Consider the following 22,825-nt stretch of genomic DNA (forward strand, 5'->3'; position numbering starts at 1 on the left):
CTCGTCGTCCTGTGACCCGAAACACCCTATGCGACGTCGGGTGCGCCCGGTCAGACGCCGAGGGAACCGGCGATCATCGGCCAGGAGTTGTGCAGGTCGTCCTGCCAGTAGCCCCACGAGTGGGTGCCGGTGGGCCGGAAGTCGTACGTGGCCGGGATTCCCAGCGCGTTCAGCCTGTCGGCCAGCTGATGGGTGCACTCGTTGGTACCCGCCTCGATGATGCCGCCGATGATCACCTGATTGGCGAGGACGCCCACATCTCCGTTGATGTCCGGGCCGTTGAGGTTCTCGTGGATGCCGGGCAGCCCGGTGGCATTGCTGATGTACAGGTCGATGCCGCGCAGCTTCTCGGCGTTGACGACGGGGTCGTTGGCCACCCAGGCGGGGTCGTCGGGCGGTCCCCACATGTTCTCGACATCTCCGCCGCGGAAGCTGACGACGAAGGTGACGTAGTCCCGGCCCGGTTTGGTGCTCGTCTGGGCGCACCCGCTGAACGCGCCGACGGCGCGATACAGCGAGGGGGCGGCCTCGGCCAGGCTCAGGACGGATGTGCCCGACATCGACAGACCCGCGATCGCATTCTCGCCGTTCGCTCCGAGTGCGGCGTCGACGATCGGGGGAAGTTCCTCGGTGAGAAAAGTCGTCCACTTGTTCACGCCGAGGACGGGATCGGGCTTCTCCCAGTCGGTGTAGTAGCTGTACGCCCCGCCGACGGGAGTGACGACGTTGACGTTCTTGTCGGCGAAGAAGCTGACCACGTCCGTCCGCGCCTGCCACGTCGCCGAATCCTCGCCGCCACCGGCACCGTTGAGCAGGTACAGGGTCGGCCGGGGAACGCTCGTGTCGGCGGGGCGGATGACCTCGAGGAGGATCACCTTCTCCATTGCCGCCGAGTAGACGAACATGTTCAGCTGGCGGTCGTCGATCTCCTCGATGTGGTCGAGGACCGAACCGTCCGCCGAGGCCGGCTTGTCGGCGGGAAGGGCCCGCCACACGTCCGCAGACGCCGTCGCCATCTGACCGAACATGGCAGACGAGGCAATGACGGCGACCGCCAGGAGTGCCCGACAGTGTCCGATCGCGCTCATAGCCGCTCCTCGTGCTTGACTGCGGTGCCCGACAACCGTCCGCTGATACCCGGAAACATTCCCCCTTCACGGTAACCGGCAAACATTCCCCGGGGCGGCTGAACGGACACCGGACTTCGCGTCGCCGTCCCCCTATCGTGGACGCATGACGCTGCTCGCCGAAGACCTGCTGTTGCTGCTGCTCGACGACGCTTCGGGCAAGCCCGTCGTCGACGCGACGAGGTTGCCGCGCGTCCTCGCAGGCGCCGTTCTCCTGGAACTGGCCCTCGGCGACGTCGTCACGCCCGCCGAACCCGGTGAGGACGTGAAGAAGGGGCGCCTCGTGGTCCGGGACGGCGCGTGGCCGCAGGATCCGCTGCTCGCGCGGGCAGTCGATCTCATCGGTACGTCGAAGCCGCTGAAACCGGAAGCAGCGATCGAGAAGCTCACCAAGAATCTGCGCGAAGAACTCGCCGAGCGCATCGTCGCCGCGGGATGGGTCCGCGAGGAGAAGAGCAAGGTGCTCGGCATCTTTTCCGCCACGCGGTGGCCCGAGGTCGACGGCAGCCACGAACGTGCGGTGCGGAACGAACTGAGCGCCGCGCTCCTCGACGGGGTCACGCCCACTCCGCGCACCGCCGCACTGGTCTCGCTCCTCTCCGCCGTCGACGCCGCCCCGAAGCTGTTCCCGGACGCCGACCGTCGCGCTGTGAAGAAGCGGGCGAAGGACATCGCCGAAGGCGACTGGGCAGGCAGGGCCGTGCGCGCATCCGTCGACGCCCTCAATGCCGCCATCATCGTCGCCGCCACCGTCCCCGTCATCGTGGCAGGGAGTGGCTAGGGGCGGGTTCCGTCGGGGTATTCTGGAGCGCAAGGGTTTTCGCTAGTGTAGAACACATGTGGCGCTCCTGAGGTTTGTGTGGGCGTCATTTCTACTGTTCAGGGTGGGTTGTTGGACGCAGTGTTCGGCGAGTTGCCGGTGAAATGAGGGACGCGCACGTGTTGGGTCTCTAGATTTCGGGGTTCCTACACCAACCTCAACCAAGAGGACCGCTGCACGTGCGCGTCAGTACTGCATTTAACCGTCTGCTTCAAATCCCCGGTGCATCGGTGTCGGATGTGTCGATCACCGACGACTCCGTCGAGGTCACTGTCAGGCTCGCAGCACGCCGTGTGAAGTGCCCATGCGGCTACACGAGCGCCGCTGCCTACCACGCGCCGCGGCGCTGGCGCCATCTCGACTTCGGCCGCCACAAGGTGTGGTTGAAGTATCCGATCCGACGGATCGAGTGCCCGACGTGCGGCGTCCGGACCGAGGACATTTCCGTGGGCGCGTCCGACAGCACGGCATACACGCGACTTCGAGGACATGGTGCTGTGGTTGGTCACCCGCACCGATCGGACCTCGGTGTCGACCTTGATGCGCTGTGCATGGCGGACGGTCACCTCCATCGTCACGCGGGCAGTCGATGCGTTGATCGACTCGCGCAGGCTCGAGAATTTGTATCGAATCGGAGTCGACGAAATCTGCTACCGGCATCCGCACAAGTACCTCACCATCGTCGGCGATCACGACACCGGCAAGGTCGTCTACATCACCGAGGGCCGAGGCCGAGACTCGTTTTCGGAGTTCTTCGAGCAACAGTCGGCGAAGGAGCGCGACAAGGTGCAGGTGGTGTCGATGGACGGCTCTCCCGCCTTCCGTGCCGCCGCAGAGGATCATGTCCCGCGGGCTCGTCAGTGTATGGACCCCTTTCATGTCGTCGACGCGGCGCACGCACGCGACATCGCCGCCGACGCGGACGTCGAACCGGTGCGGGTTCCGAACTCTGAAACCCCGACCACGTACCGTCCCGGCACCGTGCTCGACACGTGGATGCGGGTGCTGGCCGGCGGATGCGAATGGCTGCACTGCGATGTGGCCGCCTGGAACACGGACCTCGATCATCATCGGCCGTTCGACCATTCCGATCCTGCCGCCGGAGGTCCGACGGCGGCGGGGAACCTCACCGCCTACTGTCGAAATCATCACCGGCTCAAACATTCCGGTCACTGGCAGGTGAACGCCGACGGCGGGATCGAGTTGGTCGCGCCCACCGGTCACCGATACCGTCCGAGGTCCGCCGGAATCCTGGGCGCACGCGGGCGTGATCGCATCGTTGACCCCGCCACCCGCCGTCGCACCCGTGCGCAGAACGATGCCGCACGGATCCGGGCCGAGCGCCGCCGACGGCACGCGACCGACGAGCCCGCACCGTTCTGACCGGCGGTGATTGCGGGCTTACCGCCTGTGCGCCGAAAAGGGTTACCGTGGACTATAGGTGGTTAGCAAGAGTAAAAAACTGTCAATGCGATTGCTACGGTTCGGGCTCGGTTCGCCACCTCGCAACTGACCATGCGCGCCGAAGGAAGAGCGCCAGCGACAGCCGGAGGAACAAATGTGCGGAATCGCCGGATGGATCTCGTTCGACCGCGATCTACGCGTCGAACAGTCCACCGTGGATGCCATGGCGGAGACGATGAACTGCCGGGGGCCGGACGATCGCGGTACGTGGGTCGTCGAACATGCCGCGCTCGGGCATCGACGGCTCGCGATCATCGACCTGCCGGGCGGGCATCAGCCGATGAGTGTGGACACCCCCGGCGGGACCGTGGCGATGGTCTACTCCGGGGAGGTGTACAACTTCGGTGAACTGCGCGAGGAGCTGTACGGGCGCGGTCACCGGTTCGCCACGGACTCCGACACCGAGGTGGTGCTCCATGGATATCTGGAGTGGGGAGAGTCTGTCGCGGAGCGGCTCAACGGCATGTACGCGTTCGCCGTCTGGGATTCGCGGACCGACACCCTGGTGATGATCCGCGACCGCATGGGCATCAAGCCGTTCTACTACTACGAGACCCCCGACGGTGTGCTGTTCGGTTCGGAACCCAAAGCGATCCTTGCCAATCCGATCGCCGAGCCGACCGTCACGATGGACGGGATCCGGGAGCTGTTCGCGTTCGTGAAGACGCCGGGCCACGCCGTGTGGGAGGGCATGCGTGAGGTGGAGCCCGGCACGGTGGTCACCGTCTCGCATGCGGGACTGCGGACGCACCGGTACTGGACCCTGCAGACCCGCCCACACACCGACGACCGGGACACGTCCGTCGCGCACGTCCGCGAACTGCTCGACGACATCGTGCGCAGGCAACTGGTCGCGGACGTGCCGCGCTGCACGCTGCTGTCCGGTGGGCTCGACTCCTCGGCGATGACGGGCATCGCCGCCGGGCAACTCGCCGAGGTGGGGGAGAGGGTCCGCACGTTCGCCGTCGACTTCGTCGGGCAGACCGAACATTTCGTCGCAGACGAACTGCGGGGCACCCCGGACACTCCGTACGTGCACGACGTGGCCCGCAGGTCCGGGACCACGCACCAGGACATCGTCCTCGACTCCGACGACCTGGCGGATCCCGCGGTGCGCGCGAAGGTCATCCGGGCACGCGACATTCCGATGGGCCTCGGCGACATGGACGCGTCGCTGTATTTGCTGTTCAAGGCGATCCGTCAGCACTCCACCGTGGCGCTGTCCGGTGAGTCGGCCGACGAGGTGTTCGGCGGCTACAAGCAGTTCTTCGCCCCGAAGGCGCAACAGGCGAACACCTTCCCGTGGCTCGTGCAGTTCGCCGAGCACTTCGGCGACGAGAGCAACATCTTCACCCCGGACGTGACGGCGGGGCTGCGCATGGACGACTACGTGCAGGACTCGTACGACGCGGCGATATCCGGGATCGACCGGCTGGACGGCGAATCCGACTTCGAATGGCGGATGCGCAAGATCTGCTACCTGCATCTGACACGGTTCGTCCGGGTCCTCCTCGACCGCAAGGACCGCGCGAGCATGGCCGTCGGACTCGAGGTGCGGGTGCCGTTCTGCGATCACCGGCTCGTCGAGTACGTGTACAACACGCCGTGGTCGATGAAGACGTTCGACGGCAAGGAGAAGTCGCTGCTGCGGGCCGCGACCAGGGATGTGCTGCCGCAGTCGGTGATCGACCGGGTGAAGTCGCCGTACCCGTCCACCCAGGACCCGAAGTACGCGGTGGCGTTGCAGCAGCACGGCAAAGATCTGCTCGGCGACCCCTCGCACCCGGTGTTCGGTCTGGTCAGTGCGGACTGGCTGTCGCGGGCGGTGTCCGTCGACACCCCGCAGATCACTCAGGTGTCGCGTCGCGGACTCGAGCGCACCCTCGACCTCGCACTGTGGATGGACATGTACAACCCGACGATCAAACTGTCTTAGCCGAGGCCGAGGTTCCGGTAGCGGGCGAGCCGGGCCGCGAAGCGTTCGCTCTCCGGAACCCCGGTCAGGGCGCGGAGTTCCCGGGAGATGGCCTCGCCGACCCGCTTGGAGAAGTCGACGGCCTCGTCGGCGGCGTCCGGGTGCTCGGGAATGATGGCGTCGATGACGCCGTCCCGCAGCAGGTCGAGGGAACGGATGCCCTGGGCGGCGGCCATCTCGGGTGCGTGGGTGGTGTCGCGGTGCACGATGGCGCTGGCACCTTCGGGAGGCAGCGGGGCCAGCCACCCGTTCTGCGCGGCGAGCACACGGTCGGCCGGGAGGAAGGCCAGCGCCCCGCCGCCCGTGCCCTGACCGAGCAGAACGGACACGGTCGGAGTCTTCAACGTCACGAGGTCGGAGATGCAGCGCGCGATCTCGGGAGCCAATCCACGCTCCTCCGCCTCCTGCGACAACGCCGCACCGAGGGTGTCGATCACCAGGACGAGGGGGATCTGCAACTCCTCGGCCAACCGCATGCCGCGGCGTGCCTCGCGGAGGGCGGCGGGCCCCATCGTGTTCAGCGCCGACTGGCCGGCGCGGTCCTGGCCCAGCAACACGCACGGCGCGCCGCGGAAACGGGCCAGCGACAACAGCACCGTCCCCTCGGTCTCGCCCTGACCGGTGCCGCTGAGGGGAACCTGCTCGGTGGCCGCGTGCCGCAGCAGGTGGCGGATGCCGGGCCGGTCGGAGCGCCGCGACAACATCACCGACTGCCACGCGGGCACGTCGGGGATGTCGACGGCCGGCACCGGTTCGACGTCGGCGGCCGGCGTCGGCGCATCGATCAGCACCCGCAACGCCCGATGAACGAGCCGGCGCAGGCGTGTGGCGGGGACGACGCCGTCGATGACGCCGTTGCGGTACAGGTTCTCGGACGTCTGCACGCCTTCGGGGAACTTCTCGCCGTACAGCGCCTCGTAGACGCGGGGTCCGAGGAACCCGACGAGCGCACCGGGTTCGGCCACCGTGATGTGCCCGAGCGAACCCCAGGACGCGAACACGCCGCCGGTGGTCGGGTTCCGCAGATACACCAGATAGGGGAGGTGGGCGGCCTTGTGGGTGGCGACGGCCGCCGCGATCTTCACCATCTGCACGAAGGCGACGGTGCCCTCCTGCATGCGGGTGCCGCCCGACGTCGGGGAGGCGAGCAGGGGGAGGCCCTCGCGGGTGGCGCGTTCGATGGCGGAGACGATCCGCTCGGCGGCGGCCACGCCGATCGAACCGGCCAGGAACGCGAACTCGCAGGCGATGACGGCGACCGGGCGACCGCGGACGGTGCCGACGCCGGTGATCACCGATTCGTCGACGCCCGACTTCTCGGCGGCCTTCTGCAGGTCTGCCTGGTACTTCTCGTTCGGCCGCGCGTCGACGGGCGTGGTGTCCCAGGAGACGAAGCTGCCTGCGTCCAGTACCAACTCGAGCACGTCGTGGGCGGAGATCTTGGCGGCCATGGACCTGAGAGTAACGGTCGGGCCGGGGCGGTAGATGTCTGCTACGACGGGTGACGGTCGCAAGCGCGGGTGGAACAAGGCAAAAAACGCCGGTACGGCTGTCGCGGTGTCTAGAGTCAGGTGAGTTGACGCAGGCCGGGTACGAGAACGACGACACATTCCCCGAGTGGAGCAGTCATATGGACCTCAACACCATCACCGATGTCGTGCGGCGCCCACCCGACCGGCCGGGTGCGCAGTGGCGGGACGGCGACGCGTGGCTGGCCGGGGGAACGTGGTTGTTCTCGGAGCCACAACCCGGCCTGAGCAGGCTCGTCGATCTGACGGCGCTCGGCTGGGATTCGCTGGTGCCGGGCGATGCGGGTCTGGAGATCGGGGCGACGTGCACGGTGCGTGAACTGTATGCCTTTGCGCCGCCGGGCGACTGGCTCGCCGACTCGCTGTTCGCAACGAGTTGTGAGGCGTTCCTGGCGTCGTTCAAGGTCTGGAATTCGGCGACGGTGGGCGGCAACATCTGCATGTCGCTGCCCGCGGGCCCGATGATCACGATGGCCGTCGCACTCGAGGCGACGTACACCCTGTGGGCGGCCGACGGGTCCGAGCGCACCGTGGACGCCGCCGACTTCGTCACGGGCAACCACGAGAACATTCTCTCGCCGGGTGAGATCCTGCGGCGCATCGACATCCCGGCCGGCGCCCTGCGCAAGCGTCACGCGCACCGCCGCTTCACGCTGACACACCTGGGCCGGTCGACACTGTTCATGATCGGCACCCGGTCGCCCGATGCCGACGACCTGCTGCTCACGATCACGGCGGGCACCACGCGTCCGATCCGGTTCGCGTTCGACGCCGTGCCCGGCGCCGAGACGCTGCAGCAGAGCATCGACGCTTTGCCCGAGGACGTGTGGTTCGACGACCCCAACGGCACCCCCGACCATCGTCGTCACCTCGCGAAGCATTACGCCGAGGAGATCCGGACCGAACTCGCGGCAGGAGGTCGGCGATGACGTACACCGTCAACGGCAGGACGTTCGACGAGGAGCCGAATCCCGGACAGTGCCTGCGGACGTTCGTGCGTTCGCTCGGTCATCACGGCGTCAAGAAGGGTTGCGACGCAGGCGATTGCGGAGCGTGCACGGTGTGGCTCGACGGCGATCCGGTGCACAGTTGCATCACACCCGCGTTCCGGGCCGAGGGACGCGAGGTGACCACCATCGAGGGCCTCGGTTCACCGGACGACCTGCATCCGTTGCAGCGGCAGTTCCGGGACGCCCCCGGGTTCCAGTGCGGATTCTGCACCGCGGGGATGATCATGACCTCGGCGACGTTCACCGACGCGCAGAAAGCCGACCTGCCCCGCGCACTGAAGGGCAATCTGTGCCGCTGCACCGGCTACCGCGCGATCGAGGACGCGGTGAACGGTGTCGCCGCGATCGAGGTCGCCGAACCGGGCCGGGCCGTCGGCACCAGCGTCGGGGCGCCCGCGGCCACCGACGTCGTCACGGGCCGCGCCCGATTCACGATGGACACCGACATCGAGGGCCTGCTGCACATGAAGGTGCTGCATTCGCCGCACGCCCATGCCCGCATCGTCTCGATCGACACGGCGGCGGCGCTCGCCGTCCCCGGAGTGCACCGCGTGTACACGTGGGAGGACGTGCCCCGGAAGCTGTACACGACCGCGATCCACACCGATCACCTCGTCGACCCCGACGACACGTACATCCTCGACGACACGGTCCGCTTCGTCGGACAGCGTGTGGTCGCGGTGGTGGCGGACACGGTCGGCGCCGCGGAGGAGGGCTGCCGCAGAGTGGTCGTCGAGTACGACGTGCTGCCCGCGGTGTTCGACCCGGAGGAGGCGATGGCCGACGGCGCACCGCAACTGCACGGTTCGGATGATCCGTTCGTCCAGGACCCCGTGCGCAACATTCTGCTCGAGCTGCACGGTGAGGTGGGGGACATCGAGGCCGGGTTTGCCGAGGCCGACGTGATCCACGAGGGCACGTACTTCACGCCGCGTGTGCAGCATGCGCATCTCGAGACGCACGGGTCGATCGCCTGGATGGAGGACGGCCGCCTGCACGTGCGCACGAGTTCGCAGTCGCCGTCGATCGCGAAGGTCAAGCTGGCTCACCTGTTCGACCTGCGTCCCGACCAGCTGCGGGTGTTCTGCGAGCGGGTCGGTGGCGCGTTCGGCGGCAAGCAGGAGGTGATCACGGAGGATCTGGTTGCGCTCGCCACCCTCGACACGGGCCGGCCGGTCTCCCTCGAGTTCACCCGGGAAGAAGAGTTCACGACGGCGTCGCCGCGGCACCCGATGAAGCTGACGGTCAAGCTCGGCGCCCGATCCGACGGCACGCTCACGGCGTTCCAGGTGCGCAACGTGTCGAACACGGGCGCGTACGGCAACCACGGGGGCGAGACGTTGTTCGCCGCCGGGGCAGCGATCTCGACGTACCGGTGCCTCAACAAGAAGTTCGACGCGTACTCCGTCTACACGAACACCGTGCCCAGCGGGGCGCTGCGCGGGTACGGCATGACGCAGCCCGCGTTCGCGGTCGAGTCCGCCATCACCGAGTTGGCGGTCGCGCTCGGCATCGACGCCGTCGAGTTGCGGCGCCGCAACATCGTCCGCCCCGGCGACTCACTGGTGGCGATCGAGGACGGGCCCGACGACGTCGTGTTCGGGGAGGACGGGCTCGGGCAGTGCATCGACCTCGTGGACGCCGCATTGGGACGGACCGGGAACGGGCAGGTGCTGGGCGAGGATTGGCTCGTCGGCGTGGGCACCGCGTGTGGCCTTCACGAGACCGCGCCCCCGACCGAGCACATCTCCGAGGCGTGGGCGACGCTCGGCGAGGACGGCGTGTACGAACTCGCCGTCGGCACCGTCGAATTCGGTGAGGGGACGTCGACGGCGCACGTGCAGATCGCGGCCACCCAGCTCGGCACGACGCCGTCGCGGGTGCGTCTCGTGCAGTCCGACACCGACCGCACGGGTTTCGACACGGGGGCATTCGCCAGTGCGGGGCTCTTCGTCGCGGGCAACGCCGTGTCGCAGGCGTCGGAAGCGCTGCGCACCCGCATCCTGGCGTTCGCCGCCGCGCACACCGGGGTCGATGTCGCGTCCTGCTCGATGGACGACGACGGGGTACTCTGCGACGGCACACGCGTGCCGTTGACCGAACTCCTCGACGCCGCCCGCCCCCGCGGCATCCGGTTCACGGAGGCGCGCAAGGCGTACGGGTCGCCGCGCAGCGTCGTCTCCAACGCCCACGGTTTCCGCATCGCCGTCCATCGGGTGACGGGCGAGATCCGCATCCTCGACAGCGTCCAGGCCACGGACGCCGGGGTCATCATCAACCCGGTGCAAGTGCGCGGCCAGATCGAGGGCGGCGTCGCCCAGGGCATCGGATTCGTGTTGACCGAGAACTTCCACGTCGACGACAACGGTGTGATGACCAACCCCAACCTGCGCAACTACCGCATCCCCACCTTCGCCGACGTCCCCCGGACCGAAGTGCTGCTGGTCGATTCTTCGGACTCCGTCGGGCCGATGCGTGCGAAGGGAATGGCGGAGTGCTGCATCAACCCGGTGGCGCCTGCACTGGCCAACGCGCTGGAAGACGCGACGGGCGTGCGCTTCCGCGAGTTGCCGCTCACCCCCGAGCGCATCTACAGCCGTATCGGCGAGAACCGATCGGTTCCGACGACCTGAGCCGTGAGGAGAGGGCGATAGACACCGAGAAGCCCACCGAGAAAGTCGCCGGCAACGCCGCGACGGTCATCATCGGCCAGAAGGTGCGTGCCGGTTCCGAGGAGGCCTTCGAGGCCTGGCAGCGGGACATGAACGCGGCCGCGTCCCGCTACCCCGGTTTTCTGGGCGCCGAGATCTCCGCACCCACCGCCGTGCAACCCGACTGGGTGGTGGTCTACCGCTTCGATTCCGTCGCCCACGTGCAGGCGTGGATCAACAGCGCCACCCGGCAGGACCGGCTGGACGCGGGGCAGCCGTACTTCGACGGCCCCGCCACCCAGCAGGTCATCACCGGTGGCGGCGTGCGGGAAGCGGATCCGCTCGTGACGGTCGTCGTGACGCACCGTGTCCGCCCCGAACACGTCGACGACTTCCTCGCCTGGCAGGACCGACTGCGCCTGGAGGAGAGCAGGTTCGACGGCTTCCGCGGGAGCGAACTGTTCCGCCCCGTCGAAGGTGTCCAGGACGAGTGGACCGCGCTGTACCGCTACGACAACGCCGCCGACCTCGACACGTGGCTCACCTCGGCGACACGTCAGGAGCTGCTCGCGGAGGGCGAGAAGTTCCACGACTTCGAACTGCGCACCATCGACAACTCGTTCGGCAGCTGGTTCGCGTTCGACGAGAACGGCCACGAGGCGCCGCCGCCGTCCGAGACCAAGACCTCGATCGCGGTGTGGGTCGGCCTCTATCCCACGGTCGTGATCCTCACCCTCGCGCTGTCGCCGCTGAAGATGCCGCTGTGGCTCGGCCTGCTCGTCGGAAACCTGCTGTCCAGCTTCATCATGAGCTTCGTGACGATGCCGTACTACGTGAACCGGATCCTGGGGCACTGGCTGCGGCCGGCCCAAGGCGTTCCCGAAGCGAGGACGAACCGTCGAGGGCTCGCCGTCGTCGCCGGGGCTATGGTGTTCTGGGTCGTCGTCTTCTATCTGGTGACCACCCAGTTCTGGACCCTGCCCTGACACCGAGAGAAACGGGTGCCACATGTCAGCCTCGGAAATCCGAGTGAGCCGAACGATCGACGCGCCCGCGAGCGCGGTCTGGAATGTCCTCACCGACCTGGACAACGCGGAGTCGGTTCTGAGCGGCGTGGAGAAGCTCGAGCGGCTGGACTCGACGAAATACGAGGTCGGCACGCGGTGGCGTGAGACCCGGGTGCTGTTCGGCAAGTCCTCGTCCGAGGAGATGTGGGTCGCGGAGATCGACCCGGAGAAGCGCACCGTGGTGAAGGCGTCGTCCCGCGGCGCCGACTACACGACGGTGTTCACCCTGACGCCTGCCGGCGACGGCACCACCCTGACGTTTCACTTCTCGGCGGAAGCAACCGGTATGGGTGCCTTTTCGCGATTCCTGATGAAGGTGTTCGGCTCCTTCGCGCTGAAGGCCACCACCAAGATGATCCGTCAGGATCTCGACGACATCGCGGCCGCCGCCGAGAAGCGGACCGCCTGACACCGGCACCTACCGGCCGCCGAGCGGCACGGAACCAGGCGCTGCGGGCAGCGCGGGCAGGGCGCCCAACGGGAGTGGTACCAGCGTCGTGGCCTGGGGGTCGGGGCGGCCCAGCCCGAACTTGCGCACCTCGGCCCCGCCCGGCCCGGCGCCGCTGACGAGCAGGTCGGCGCCCGTGGTGGTGCTGGTCGTGGCGACCTGCACGCCCGTGCCCGGAGTGCCGCCGGCGAACGGTGCGAACGACGCGATCTGGGTGAACACGACGTCGCCGGAGTGGTGGTCCGGGCTCTCGAGATACATGCCCGGCTCACCGTCGAGGCGTGACCCACTCGACCACACCCGGACGGTGCCGTCGCCGCCCAGCATGCCGGTGACGATGCTCTTCGCCCCGCCCTCGGCGCCGGCCACCCACCCCGTCGAGAGGGAGACACCGCCCAGGTAGTTCTCGTCGAAGGCCAGGAACTCCGACGTCGTCCTCGGTCCGCCGGTGTGGCCGGCGTGCTCGTCCGCGGTGCCGTCGGCCTGCGCCGCGGCGGTGGGCTCGAACAGGTCGTACCGGAACGTCTTCACGCGAGGCGCTTCTCCCGGCCCCGGGGCGGTGACGATGCTCGCCCGGCCCGAGGCGGTGTCGACCAGGCCGGTGGCGACGGTCACCCCGGACTGCGAACCGGGGTAGGGGGTGAAGCTCGAGAAGACCGCGGGTGCCGCGCCCTTCTCCGTGGGCAGGGTGGACGAGAACACCTTCACCTGCGTCTCGGTGCCGGGCCCGGTGCCGGCGATGATGTTGTCGGCCAGCGCGTTTCCGTCGATGTCCGCGCCCGCGACGTTCACGCCCCCGCGGAAGCAGGCGTCGAACGGGGCGAACCTGGTCAGCTCGGCGGTGAACGGGCCGGAGCCGACATCGTTGCCGTCGTACGCGACGACCTCCGGTGCCACGCCCGCACCGGTCCCGGCGACGAGGTCGAGGATCATGTCGCCGTTGACGTCGGCCATCGCCACCGTCGGGGTGCCCTCGAACGCCGGGAACGGGGTGACCGCGGCGATCACCCTGTCGCCGTTGCCGTCGTGGACCTGCACGGTGGCGGGGGTGCCCGCCGAACCCGGCACCGCCACCGCGTACGTCGACACCTCGGGGATCACGTTGACGGTGGCCATCAGCCCGTTGTCCTCGTGGTTGAGGCGGTGGCAGTGGATCACGAAAGTGCCGGTGTACTCGGTGAATTTGGTGCGCAGCGTCACCGATGCGGGCACCAGCGGATTCTCGTTCGCGTCCGTGACGGGCGCGGGCACGTTGACGTTGTCCTCACCCCACGGCTGCACCCCGGTCCTGGTGCCCGCGATCGGATCGACGATTTCCATCACCTGGAAGTCGTTGACGTGGATGTGCATCGGATGCTCGTCGTTGTTGAGGTTCGTGATCGACCATTCCTCGACCGAATTGAGGCGCGGCTGGATCAACGGGATGTTCGGGAACGTGTTGTCGTCGAACTCGTACGTGAACGCCTTCGGGTCGCTGTTGCTGGCCTTCTCGTTGCCGAACCCGCCCGACACCGTGAGCGTGCGCTTCACGTCGGGTGTCATCACCGACGTGTCCACGAACGACGTATAGGCGTCGAGGTTCTGGCCGGGCTCGAACGGTGTGGTCCGGCCTTCGCCGCTGTCGGGGGTGACGTGCACGAGAGTCTGGGTGGGGAAGGTGAAGAAGCCGTCGGCGTAGCTGATGACCGACGGGTCGACGGTCACCGTGCCCAGTTCGGCCGGCGGGTTGCCGGTGCCGTTGTTCGTGTAGAGCACGCCGGGATTGGTGACGGGTTTCGCGCCGTCCAGCGGCGGCATGTCGAGCACCAGATCGCCGGTGTCCGGCATCGTCACGGCGATCGCGTACCGCGACCCCGGCGGAATGACGAGCCGGGTTCCGTCACCGCCGACCGGCCGCTGCACCTGGGTGAAGGGGTTGCCGTCCTGGCCGACGATCGAGAACTGGGGATGCTCGCCCGTCGCGGTCTCGGTGAGCCGCAGCGGCATGTACGCGAAGTCGCTGATGTTGGCCAGCACCCAGATCTCCGTCTGGCCCGGCTTCAGCTTCAACTCCGGCTGGAACTGCCCGTTGATCGTGTACTGCACGTCGCGCTCGTTGTCGGGTAGCGAGGGATCGGCGGGCACGTTCGTCGAATCACTGCGGAAACTCTGCAGATTGCCCGGCACGAACTGGTTCTGACCGCGGTGATTCGCCGGGGACAGCGGACCGGCATACCAGTTGGTGACGTACTGGGCCCCCTCCGTCGTGTCGGCGAAGTTCACCGGGGCGAGGCTCGGCGAGTACGTGCCGTCGGCCAGCTGGGATCCCTCCGGGGGCTTCAGCGTGCTCACGAACTGAGGCCAGTTCGGGTCGTTCAGCTGGTGGCCGTTGCCTTTACGGTCGAAGACGAAGTTGTACTGCAGCGCCATGTCGCGGATGGGAACGTCGTTCTGCGTCACCAGGGGAAGGTTGCCGTCGGGCCTGCCGATCTCCAGCAGTCCCGCGAGCCCCGCGTACGTCTGCTGCGCGGTCATCGTGTGACGGTGGCTGTGGTACCAGTACATGCCGTTCGGCATGTCCTTCGGCACCGCGTAGTCGTAGACGTTGCCCATCCCGGCGGGGATGTCGAGCAGCACGTTGTCGGCGTTGCCGTCCGGGCTCACGTGCAACCCGTGGGTGTGCAGGTTCAGCGGCGCGGACTCGAGGGCCGGCGGATAGATCGGGACCTCCCCGCCCGCCGGCGTGAACGCGGGGTCGTAGAAGTCCTCGATCGTCAGGTTCCGGAGATCGTTGTCGTAGTGGATGATCAGGCGCTCACCCGGATCGACGCGCAACGTCGGTGCCGGGTAGACGTCGTCGCCCGTGGTCGAGCCGTTCGAACTGGTGCCCTGCAGAACCTCGTACCCGAAGACCAGGAAGTTGGACACCGGTTCCGAGACGGTGTCGAGGTCGACCGTGCCCTGATGGGCCGACAGCCGGACCTCGAGCACCCCGTTCTCGCTCGACAGCTTGACCGGCTCCGTGTAGGCGACCGGGGTGCCGTCGGGGCCGGCGTTGCCACCGCCCGCAGTGGTCGGCTCGTCGGACGTGCATGCCGTCAGCATCAACGTCACGCACGCGACCACGGCGACGGCGATGGCGACGATCGGCTTCCGGCGACGGACGACCATGGTGTTCCCCGTTCCACGACGGCAGCTGAGCAGCATCGATCGACGATTCGAAGACTACCCGGGGAACTTGGGCGGGCACCGGGAATTCACGACCTCCCCAGCGCCTCCCTCCACGACACGACCTTGCCGATCCGCAGGATCGAGCGCTGGTAGATCTTCGCGGCCAGCACGCTGAGCGCGGCGGTCACCGCGAGCATCAGGGCGATGGTGACGACCACCTGGACCGGGGACGCCACGCCGGCGGCGATGCGCAGCGGCATCAGGATCGCCGAGAACGGCGGAATCCAACTGAGGACGTTGCTCAGGGTGCCGTCCGGGTTGCTCACCGACGAGAAGGCGCTGAAGAACATGATGACGATCAGCACCATCAGCGGTGACGCGGTGGCGTTGACATCCTCCTGCCGCGACACCATCGAACCGGCCGCGGCATAGAGGACGGCGAAGAACGCGAATCCGAGCACGAACCAGCCGAGCGTTCCGGCCAGCACCCCGAGCGCCGTCCCGGTCACGGTGAGCACGCCCGTCGCGAGTCCGGCCGCGACCCCGGCCACACCGTAGGCGGTCAACTGGACGAGTCCGACCGCGCCGATGCCGATCACCTTGCCCCACAGCAGTTGCAGCGGTCGCAGCGTCGACAGGAGCAGTTCCACGACGCGGCTCGACTTCTCCTCGACCACACCCATCGCCACGTACATGCCGAACATCATGATCTGCATGTACAGCAGGACGACCACGGCGACGGAGAGGGCCACGCGCTGACCCTTCTCCGGGTCGGGCGGGTCGAGAGCGTCGACGGTGACGACCGCCCCGCCGGTCGCGGCGGCGAGTTCCGCGGGGTCCACACCCTGCGCGGCGAGGGCGCCGGCCTGAGCCTGCTGCATCACGGCCGCGTCGATCACGGTGCGAAGCCCGGAGCTCAGCTCGGATTCGGTGACGGCCGTGACCGATCCGCCGGTGCCGGGAATCAGCGCGACGTCGAGGTCACCGCTGCCCACCTGGTCCCGTGCGGCCTGTTCGTCGGCCGCCGGGACGACGTCGACCGGGGTGCCGGTCGCGTCACCGGTGGCGACGAGAACGGCCGCGAGCGACTGGTCGCCGACGAGACCGACGGTGGCCCGGTCTTCGTCGCCGCCCGAGAACAGCGAATACGCGACGATGCCGCCCACGATGGCCAGCAGGATGATCACGTTGCTGATGACGAAGCTCTTCTTCGCCACCTGGGTCAGGAATTCGCGGCGGGCGACGAGGCCGATCGCGCGGGCGGGACTCACGGGGGCGCTCATGCGGTGACCACCTCTCGGAACAGATCGGTCAGAGTGGGCCTGTGCAGCGAGAACTCGTGCACCGGACCGGTTTTCAGGGCGGTGTGCAGGACCAGCTGATCGTCCACGTGGTCGTCGAGCGACAGCAGCGTGCGGCCGTCGAGGTGACTGATCGTGGTGACCCCGTCGAGGTGATGGGCCCACCCGACCGGCGCCTCCGGCGCGTGGACTTCGAGTCGGGCGTTGCCGCCGCCGCGCAGTTCGTCGACGGTGCCGACGGCACGCATCCGGCCGTGGCTGATGATGCCCACGCGGTGGCACAGGCGCTGGACGAGTTCGAGCTGATGGCTCGAGAAAATCACCGGCACTCCGGTGTTCGCCTTCTCCACCAGTACGTCGCTCATGACGTCCACCGCGACGGGGTCGAGCCCGGAGAAGGGTTCGTCGAGAACCAGCACCGCGGGGTCGTGGACCAGCGCGGCGGCCAGTTGGACGCGTTGCTGATTGCCGAGCGAGAGTGCGTCGACGGTGTCGCCGACACGGTCCGCGATGCCGAGGCGCTCGGTCCAGCGGGCGACGGCGTCCCGCGCCGCGGAGCGGGAGATGCCGTGCAACTCGGCGAGGTAGGCGAGTTGCTTGCCCACCTTCATCTTCGGGTACAGCCCGCGTTCCTCCGGCATGTAGCCGATGGTGCGCCGCACGTCCAGGTCGACCGGTTTGCCGCCCAGCCGGACCTCGCCGGAATCGGCGGACAGGACGCCCAGCGCGATGCGCATGGTGGTGGTCTTGCCCGCGCCGTTGCTGCCGACGAAACCGAAGATCTCACCGGGGCGGACCTCGAAGGACAGGTCGTCGAGTGCGACGACGTCACCGTACCGTTTGGAGATGCCGTCGATCGTGAGGGTGTGAGACATGGGTCCTTCCCATCTGGAGGCGGATGTTCCTACGAGGCCGGGTCGTCGGGCTCGAGGTCGGGTCGGGTCCAGCCGAGGATCATGGCCGGCGTGCAACCCCCGACCATCAGCGCGGTGACGACGAGCAGTCCCGCGGCGTACGGCACGTTGCTGTGATCGACGTCCAGCGCACCGACGAAGATCAGGTACATCGCCGGAAGCAGCGTCAGCAGCTGGGTGACCGTGAGTCCGATCGAGCGGGCACTGTTGCGCTGCTGGATCTCCCACTCGTCGAGAGCGTCGCGCGGCGCGTCCCCCTGCCGTCCGGACACGATCTGGAGCATCGTCCACAGCGGGAAGAACAACAGGCACGCGGGCAGCCAGAGCAGCGGACCGACCGTCATGTCGACATGACACACGATCCCGACGGCGGTCATGAACACAAACGTCACCGCGAGGGCGACCACCAGGATTCGCCTGCGGCTGCGCGTCCGCCACTGCGGCAGCCAGGTGCGGTAACGGCTTTCGTTCTGGAGGAATCTGCGCGTCCGGAACCCCTGGTACCTCTCGATCAGATTGGTCTCAGGCATGGGAACTCTCCCCGCTTCCTGTCGTGGACGGCGGTCGGTCGGTGCGGTACAGCTCGGTGGACAGGGGCCCGAACTCGGTGCGGGAGAAGATGGCCTCCACCGGCAGTTCGAACACCCATGAGATACGGAACGCCAGGTCGAGGCTGGGGTAGTGGTCGCCCCGTTCGAGTGCGCCGACGGTCTGGGGGTTGACGTCGATGAGTCCCGCCAGCTGAGCCCGGCTCATCCCGCGTTCGGCGCGCAGGACGCCGATGCGGTTGTAGATGGGCAGGGAGTCCCCGCGCCGTACTGGGCTCATGCAACAAAGTGTTGTGAAAACCCAACAGTTTGTCAACCGTGGGCAACAGGCCCGGGCGCCGAAATGACAGGTTGACCCTGGGGAATTGAGTGGCAGAGTAGAGGCGATTCGCGCAGGACGGCAGGAAAGGACAGGATTACAGACGTGACGTACACCATCGCGGAGCCCTGTGTCGACGTTCTGGACAAGGCATGCATCGAAGAATGTCCCGTCGACTGCATCTACGAAGGCGGTCGGATGCTCTACATCCACCCCGACGAATGCGTCGACTGCGGTGCCTGTGAGCCCGTCTGCCCCGTCGAGGCGATCTTCTACGAGGACGACGTCCCGGACCAGTGGGTCGAGTACACCAAGGCGAACGCCGACTTCTTCGACGACCTCGGATCGCCCGGTGGCGCCGCGAAGCTCGGGAAGGTCGACTACGACCCGCCGTTCGTCAAGGCGCTGCCGCCCATGGCCGAGGGCGACTGACTACTCCTCGGACAGCCGGCCGCCGTCCATCCGCCAGCGGCGGGTGCTGCGCGTCGAATCCAGCATCCGCCGGTCGTGGGTGACGAGCAGCAGCGTGCCGTCGAAGTTCTCCATCGCCTGCTCGAGCTGTTCGATCGCCGGGAGGTCCAGGTGGTTGGTGGGCTCGTCGAGCACCAGCAGGTTCACGCCCCGCGCCTGCAGCAGGGCGAGGGCGGCGCGGGTGCGTTCGCCGGGCGACAGCGACGCCGCGGGCCGCAGCACGTGGTGTCCCTTGAGGCCGAACTTCGCGAGCAGCGTCCGCACGTCGGCATCCGGCCAGTCCGGGACCTGCGCCGCGAACGCGTCGGACACCTTCTCGGCGCCCTCGAACAGGCCGCGGGCCTGATCGATCTCGCCGATCGCCACACCCGAACCGAGTGAGGCGGTGCCCGCGTCCAGGGCGACCTTGCCGAGCAGCACCTTCAGCAGGGTCGTCTTCCCGGAACCGTTGGCGCCGGTGACGATGATCCGGTCACCCCAGTCCACCTGAGTGGTGACCGGGCCGAACGTGAACTCGCGGTCCCCGCCCCACGCGACGGTGGCGCCGTTCGCCGTCGCCACGACCGAACCGCTGCGCGGGGCGGCGGCGATCTCCATCCGCAGTTCCCACTCCTTGCGCGGCTCCTCGACCACCTCGAGCCGCTCGATCCGGCGTTGCGTCTGGCGGGCCTTCGCGGCCTGCTTCTCGGTGGACTCGGTGCGCAGCCCCTTGCCGATCTTGTCGTTGTCCTTCGCCTTGCGGCGCGCGTTCCGGACTCCGTGCTCCATCCAGTTCCGCTGCATCTGCGCGCGGTCCTCGAGATCCGAACGGGTTCCGGCGTACTCCTCGTACGCCTCCCGGGCATGCCTGCGTGCGATCTCCCGTTCGGCGAGATACGAGTCGTAGCTGCCGTCGTAGACCGCGATCTGCTGCTGCGCGAGGTCGAGTTCCACGATGCCGGTCACGGTGCGCGCCAGGAATTCTCGATCATGACTCACCACCACCATGGCTGCCCGGCTCTCGGCGACGAAACGCTCGAGCTGTTCGAGCCCCACGAGGTCGAGGTCGTTGGTCGGCTCGTCGAGCAGCAGCACGTCGTACCGGGACAGCAGCAGCGACGCCACCCCGGCGCGCGCGGCCTGCCCACCGGACAGCGACGTCATGTGCGCGTCGAGCGGCACCCCCAGCCCGAGTTCGCTCACGACCTTCTCCGCGCGCTCGGCGAGGTCGGCGCCGCCCAGTGCCAGCCAGCGTTCGAGGGCGGGGGAGTAGAGATCCTCGTCCGACTCGCCGAGTGTTTCGGCGGCCGCGTTCATGGTGTGCTCGGCCTCGGTGACCCCGGTCCTGCGGCCGAGGAAGTCGAGGACCGTCTCGCCGACGATTCGATCGGGCTCCTGGGCGAGGTAGCCGACGGCGGCGTCGGGCGGGCTCAGCACGATGCTGCCCTCCACGTCCGCCGAGCCGACCCCGGCGAGCGTGGTCAGCAGCGTCGACTTGCCGGCACCGTTCGCCCCTACCAGTCCGGTCACGTCGCCCGGGGCGACGGTCAGGTCGAGGCCGGCGAAGAGGGTGCGCTCACCGCGCGAAGCCGACAGTCCGCTGATGCGCAGTGTTGCAGTCACCTGGAGATTATCCCCCCCACCCGTGAGTACTTCTTAACCGCGGGCGGTTAAGAAGTACTCACGGGCGCGTCAGCGCTTGACGAGGCGGAACCAGCGCGGGTCGGCCTTCTTGAGTGGTCCCGGCATGCCGGTCGTGTCGGCGTCGACGTCCGACACGAGTTTCCACTTCTCGAACGTGCGCTCCACGTCGGAGCGGGACACACCCCGCGGCAGCGGGCCGCGATGTCCCGGCCCGAACGCGAACATCAACAGCGTGGCGTGCGGTTCGGTCACCGTCGTGACGTTCTCGGCGTACGCGACCCGGGCGTGGTCGCTGAGCCCGTGGTAGCACCCCACGTCCAGGATCAGGTGGTACCCGCGACCGACGGCGTGCTCGAGGTCGGTGGCGTCCGCGTGCATGAACCGCACGTCGACGCCCGCCTTCCGTGCCTTGGACCGCGCCTTGTCGAGGGCCAGCTGGACGGTGTCGATTCCCGTCACCTGCCACCCCCGCCGGGCCATTTCGATGGCGTGGTCACCGGTGCCGCATCCGATGTCGAGGACCTCGCCCGGTGGTGCGTCGAAGGGATCGATCAACGTCTCGATCTGGTTCCCGAAGACCCGGCCCGCCTTCACCCAGGGCGTGATCTTGAACCGATAGGCCAATGTGTATCCGAGGCCCATGTCCGCCCCTTTCACCGGGCGCGTCACCACCTGAACGCCGATGCCGTCGGATTACCCGGTGATACCGAAACGACACGCGAAAGTCCACATTCTGAGACGCCGGGAACATCCGGTCCGGGTGCCCGGTTGGACAGTCCCATGGGTTTCAACAATGCACAGAGTCCTGTACCTACGGTCACGCTCAACGACGGGAACAGCATTCCTGCGCTCGGCTTCGGCGTGTGGCAGGTGCCCGACGACGAGAGTTACGCCGCGGTCACCGAGGCACTGAAGGCCGGGTACCGCAGCATCGACACCGCCAAGATCTACGAGAACGAGACCGGAGTGGGCCGCGCGCTCGCGGACTCCGGCATCGCCCGTGACGAGTTGTTCGTCACCACCAAGCTGTGGAACGACGACCAGGGTTACGACTCCACGCTCCGCGCGTTCGACGACAGCCTGAACCGGCTCGGCCTCGACTACGTCGACCTGTACCTCATCCACTGGCCGGTGCCGTCCGCGGACCGCTACGTCGACACATTCAGGGCCTTCCAGAAGATCAAGGCCGACGGGCGTGCGCGGTCGATCGGTGTCTCCAACTTCACCCCGCAGACCCTCGACCGTCTGATCGCCGAGACCGGCGAGGTGCCCGCGGTCAACCAGGTGGAGCTGCATCCGCGGTTCAACCAGGCCGACCTGCGTGCCTTCCACACCGGTAAGGGCATCGCGACCGAGGCGTGGAGCCCGCTGGGGCAGGGCACCGTCCTCGAGGACGAGTCCATCGCGAAGATCGCTGCCGCGCACGGTAAGACGACCGCGCAGGTGATCATCCGCTGGCACCTGCAGATCGGCAACGTCGTCATCCCCAAGTCGGTGACGCCGGAGCGCATCGCCGCCAACTTCGACGTCTTCGACTTCGAGTTGACCCCCGACGAGATCAACACGATCGGTTCGCTGACCCGGACCGACGGCCGCATCGGGCCCGACCCGGACGCGTTCGGCGCGTAGCACCCGTGCGCCTTTCTGGTAGCTGGAGCAACCAGAAAGGCGCACGAGCGCGAAGCGCCTAGAGCTGGAAGTCCGCGAAGTCGAAGCCCGGGGTGACGACGCAACTGACGAGGGTCGGTTGGTCGCCCTCGGGTTTCGCGCGCTGCCAGTGCCGCGGCGGGACGAGCAGTTGCGGTTGCTGACCCGCCGCGACGTCCGCGCCGAGGATCAGCGCGTCGGGGGCCGCGGGTTCGCTTCCGTCGCCGCCGAGTTCGAGCCGCAGGGGGCTGCCCCGGTGGTACAGCCAGATCTCGGCGCTGCGCACGCTGTGCCATGCCGACTGCTGTCCGGGCATGAGCAGGAACAGGATCGCGGTACCCGCCGACCGCGGCCCCGGATAGTCGTCCGGCAGGCTCGCCTCCGGGATGGTGACGGCGCTGCGCCACGTCTCGCGGTACCAGCCGCCTTCGGGGTGCGGGGCAAGGTCGAGGGTTCGGGCCCACTCCGGTAATTCCGTCATGGCCGCCATTGTGCCGCCCGGCGCAGCGTCCGGGGGTGGGGTTGTACCACCCCTGAGGTGTCTTATCTCGAGGGCCGGGAGCAGCGAGAGTCGTAGGTGTTCAGAAAGCGGGGGCACGACATCCCGTACACCATCGACGACAGGAGACAACATGCTCGGAATCATGCTCGGATTGGGCGGAGCCGCAATCGGACTCGGAATCGGCGTCATGGCCCTCGGGGTCGGCCTGCTCCTCAGTGACGCGACGATCAAGCACGATGTCGGCGAACTCCCGGACTGA

20 protein-coding genes are annotated in these 22,825 nt (G+C 67.9%); 10 read left to right on the plus strand and 10 right to left on the minus strand.

The features are described from left to right. Positions 1-50: 50 nt before the first annotated feature. Positions 51-1,088, minus strand: coding sequence for an alpha/beta hydrolase family protein (locus CJ179_RS26850; RefSeq protein ID WP_095863386.1), 1,038 nt, complete (start codon positions 1,086-1,088; stop codon positions 51-53). Positions 1,089-1,233: 145 nt separating this feature from the next. On the opposite strand from CJ179_RS26850, the gene CJ179_RS26855 reads away from it, so the two are divergent. The 3 genes from CJ179_RS26855 to asnB all read left to right on the plus strand — a co-directional run bounded on the left by CJ179_RS26855 (position 1,234) and on the right by asnB (position 5,347). Then, a complete protein-coding gene (locus tag CJ179_RS26855; protein WP_095863387.1) occupies positions 1,234-1,908 on the plus strand; it encodes a GPP34 family phosphoprotein in 675 nt (224 codons plus the stop codon). 528 nt (positions 1,909-2,436) lie between these two features. Next, positions 2,437-3,330 carry a transposase gene (locus tag CJ179_RS52835; protein WP_244163636.1) on the plus strand — a complete coding sequence of 298 codons (894 nt, stop codon included), beginning with the start codon at positions 2,437-2,439 and terminating at the stop codon, positions 3,328-3,330. Between the two features lie 175 nt (positions 3,331-3,505). Further along, positions 3,506-5,347 (plus strand): asparagine synthase (glutamine-hydrolyzing), encoded by a 1,842-nt coding sequence (gene asnB, locus CJ179_RS26865; RefSeq protein WP_095863388.1) that lies wholly within the window; start codon positions 3,506-3,508, stop codon positions 5,345-5,347. Here asnB and CJ179_RS26870 read toward each other — a convergent pair. Next, positions 5,344-6,837, minus strand: a complete 1,494-nt coding sequence (locus CJ179_RS26870) for a carboxyl transferase domain-containing protein (RefSeq protein ID WP_095863389.1) — start codon at positions 6,835-6,837, stop codon at positions 5,344-5,346. The two genes, asnB and CJ179_RS26870, sit on opposite strands and share 4 nt — an antisense overlap. 179 nt (positions 6,838-7,016) lie before the next feature. Here CJ179_RS26870 and CJ179_RS26875 point away from each other — a divergent pair, with 179 nt between their 5' ends. The 4 genes from CJ179_RS26875 to CJ179_RS26890 are packed head-to-tail and all read left to right on the plus strand — an operon-like array spanning position 7,017 to position 12,052. Further along, positions 7,017-7,844 carry a xanthine dehydrogenase family protein subunit M gene (locus CJ179_RS26875; RefSeq protein ID WP_072944770.1) on the plus strand — a complete coding sequence of 276 codons (828 nt, stop codon included), beginning with the start codon at positions 7,017-7,019 and terminating at the stop codon, positions 7,842-7,844. After that, positions 7,841-10,558, plus strand: coding sequence for a molybdopterin-dependent oxidoreductase (locus CJ179_RS26880; protein WP_072944769.1), 2,718 nt, complete (start codon positions 7,841-7,843; stop codon positions 10,556-10,558). Before CJ179_RS26875 ends, CJ179_RS26880 begins: the two co-directional genes overlap by 4 nt. A 17-nt stretch (positions 10,559-10,575) precedes the next feature. Continuing rightward, the gene (locus CJ179_RS26885; RefSeq protein WP_072944767.1) at positions 10,576-11,562 is read left to right on the plus strand and encodes an antibiotic biosynthesis monooxygenase; all 987 of its coding nucleotides are present in this window, start codon (positions 10,576-10,578) and stop codon (positions 11,560-11,562) included. Between the two features lie 22 nt (positions 11,563-11,584). Further along, entirely contained in the window at positions 11,585-12,052 is a 468-nt protein-coding gene (locus tag CJ179_RS26890) for an SRPBCC family protein (RefSeq protein WP_072944765.1), read from the plus strand. A 9-nt stretch (positions 12,053-12,061) separates the two neighbouring features. On the opposite strand, the gene CJ179_RS26895 is transcribed toward CJ179_RS26890, so the two are convergent. From CJ179_RS26895 to CJ179_RS26915, 5 genes are all read right to left on the minus strand, one after another. Continuing rightward, positions 12,062-15,241, minus strand: coding sequence for a multicopper oxidase family protein (locus tag CJ179_RS26895; protein ID WP_095863390.1), 3,180 nt, complete (start codon positions 15,239-15,241; stop codon positions 12,062-12,064). Between the two features lie 86 nt (positions 15,242-15,327). After that, complete coding sequence (locus tag CJ179_RS26900; protein ID WP_095863391.1) at positions 15,328-16,524, minus strand: ABC transporter permease; 1,197 nt, start codon at positions 16,522-16,524, stop codon at positions 15,328-15,330. Further along, positions 16,521-17,417, minus strand: a complete 897-nt coding sequence (locus CJ179_RS26905) for an ABC transporter ATP-binding protein (protein WP_095863392.1) — start codon at positions 17,415-17,417, stop codon at positions 16,521-16,523. The genes CJ179_RS26900 and CJ179_RS26905 overlap by 4 nt, the downstream gene beginning before the upstream one ends. Positions 17,418-17,446: 29 nt before the next feature. Continuing rightward, positions 17,447-17,986, minus strand: a complete 540-nt coding sequence (locus tag CJ179_RS26910; protein ID WP_095863393.1) for a hypothetical protein — start codon at positions 17,984-17,986, stop codon at positions 17,447-17,449. After that, positions 17,979-18,284, minus strand: coding sequence for a helix-turn-helix transcriptional regulator (locus tag CJ179_RS26915; protein WP_072944757.1), 306 nt, complete (start codon positions 18,282-18,284; stop codon positions 17,979-17,981). The genes CJ179_RS26910 and CJ179_RS26915 overlap by 8 nt, the downstream gene beginning before the upstream one ends. A 144-nt stretch (positions 18,285-18,428) precedes the next feature. On the opposite strand from CJ179_RS26915, the gene fdxA reads away from it, so the two are divergent. Beyond that, entirely contained in the window at positions 18,429-18,755 is a 327-nt protein-coding gene (gene fdxA / locus CJ179_RS26920) for a ferredoxin (protein ID WP_005244047.1), read from the plus strand. Here fdxA and CJ179_RS26925 read toward each other — a convergent pair whose 3' ends face one another. Together CJ179_RS26925 and CJ179_RS26930 are read right to left on the minus strand one after the other, a co-directional pair. After that, positions 18,756-20,396 carry an ABC-F family ATP-binding cassette domain-containing protein gene (locus CJ179_RS26925; protein ID WP_095863394.1) on the minus strand — a complete coding sequence of 547 codons (1,641 nt, stop codon included), beginning with the start codon at positions 20,394-20,396 and terminating at the stop codon, positions 18,756-18,758. A 69-nt stretch (positions 20,397-20,465) separates the two neighbouring features. Then, positions 20,466-21,059, minus strand: coding sequence for a class I SAM-dependent methyltransferase (locus CJ179_RS26930; protein WP_072944753.1), 594 nt, complete (start codon positions 21,057-21,059; stop codon positions 20,466-20,468). Positions 21,060-21,197: 138 nt separating this feature from the next. Between CJ179_RS26930 and CJ179_RS26935 the strand changes: the two genes are divergently transcribed. Beyond that, the gene (locus CJ179_RS26935) at positions 21,198-22,046 is read left to right on the plus strand and encodes an aldo/keto reductase (RefSeq protein ID WP_072944751.1); all 849 of its coding nucleotides are present in this window, start codon (positions 21,198-21,200) and stop codon (positions 22,044-22,046) included. A gap of 58 nt (positions 22,047-22,104) precedes the next feature. Here CJ179_RS26935 and CJ179_RS26940 read toward each other — a convergent pair whose 3' ends face one another. Continuing rightward, positions 22,105-22,545 carry a cupin domain-containing protein gene (locus CJ179_RS26940; RefSeq protein ID WP_095863629.1) on the minus strand — a complete coding sequence of 147 codons (441 nt, stop codon included), beginning with the start codon at positions 22,543-22,545 and terminating at the stop codon, positions 22,105-22,107. A 151-nt stretch (positions 22,546-22,696) separates the two neighbouring features. Between CJ179_RS26940 and CJ179_RS52840 the strand changes: the two genes are divergently transcribed. Further along, complete coding sequence (locus CJ179_RS52840; RefSeq protein ID WP_009478066.1) at positions 22,697-22,825, plus strand: hypothetical protein; 129 nt, start codon at positions 22,697-22,699, stop codon at positions 22,823-22,825.

Source organism: Rhodococcus sp. ACS1, assembly GCF_002300155.1.
GTDB lineage: Bacteria > Actinomycetota > Actinomycetes > Mycobacteriales > Mycobacteriaceae > Rhodococcus_F > Rhodococcus_F koreensis.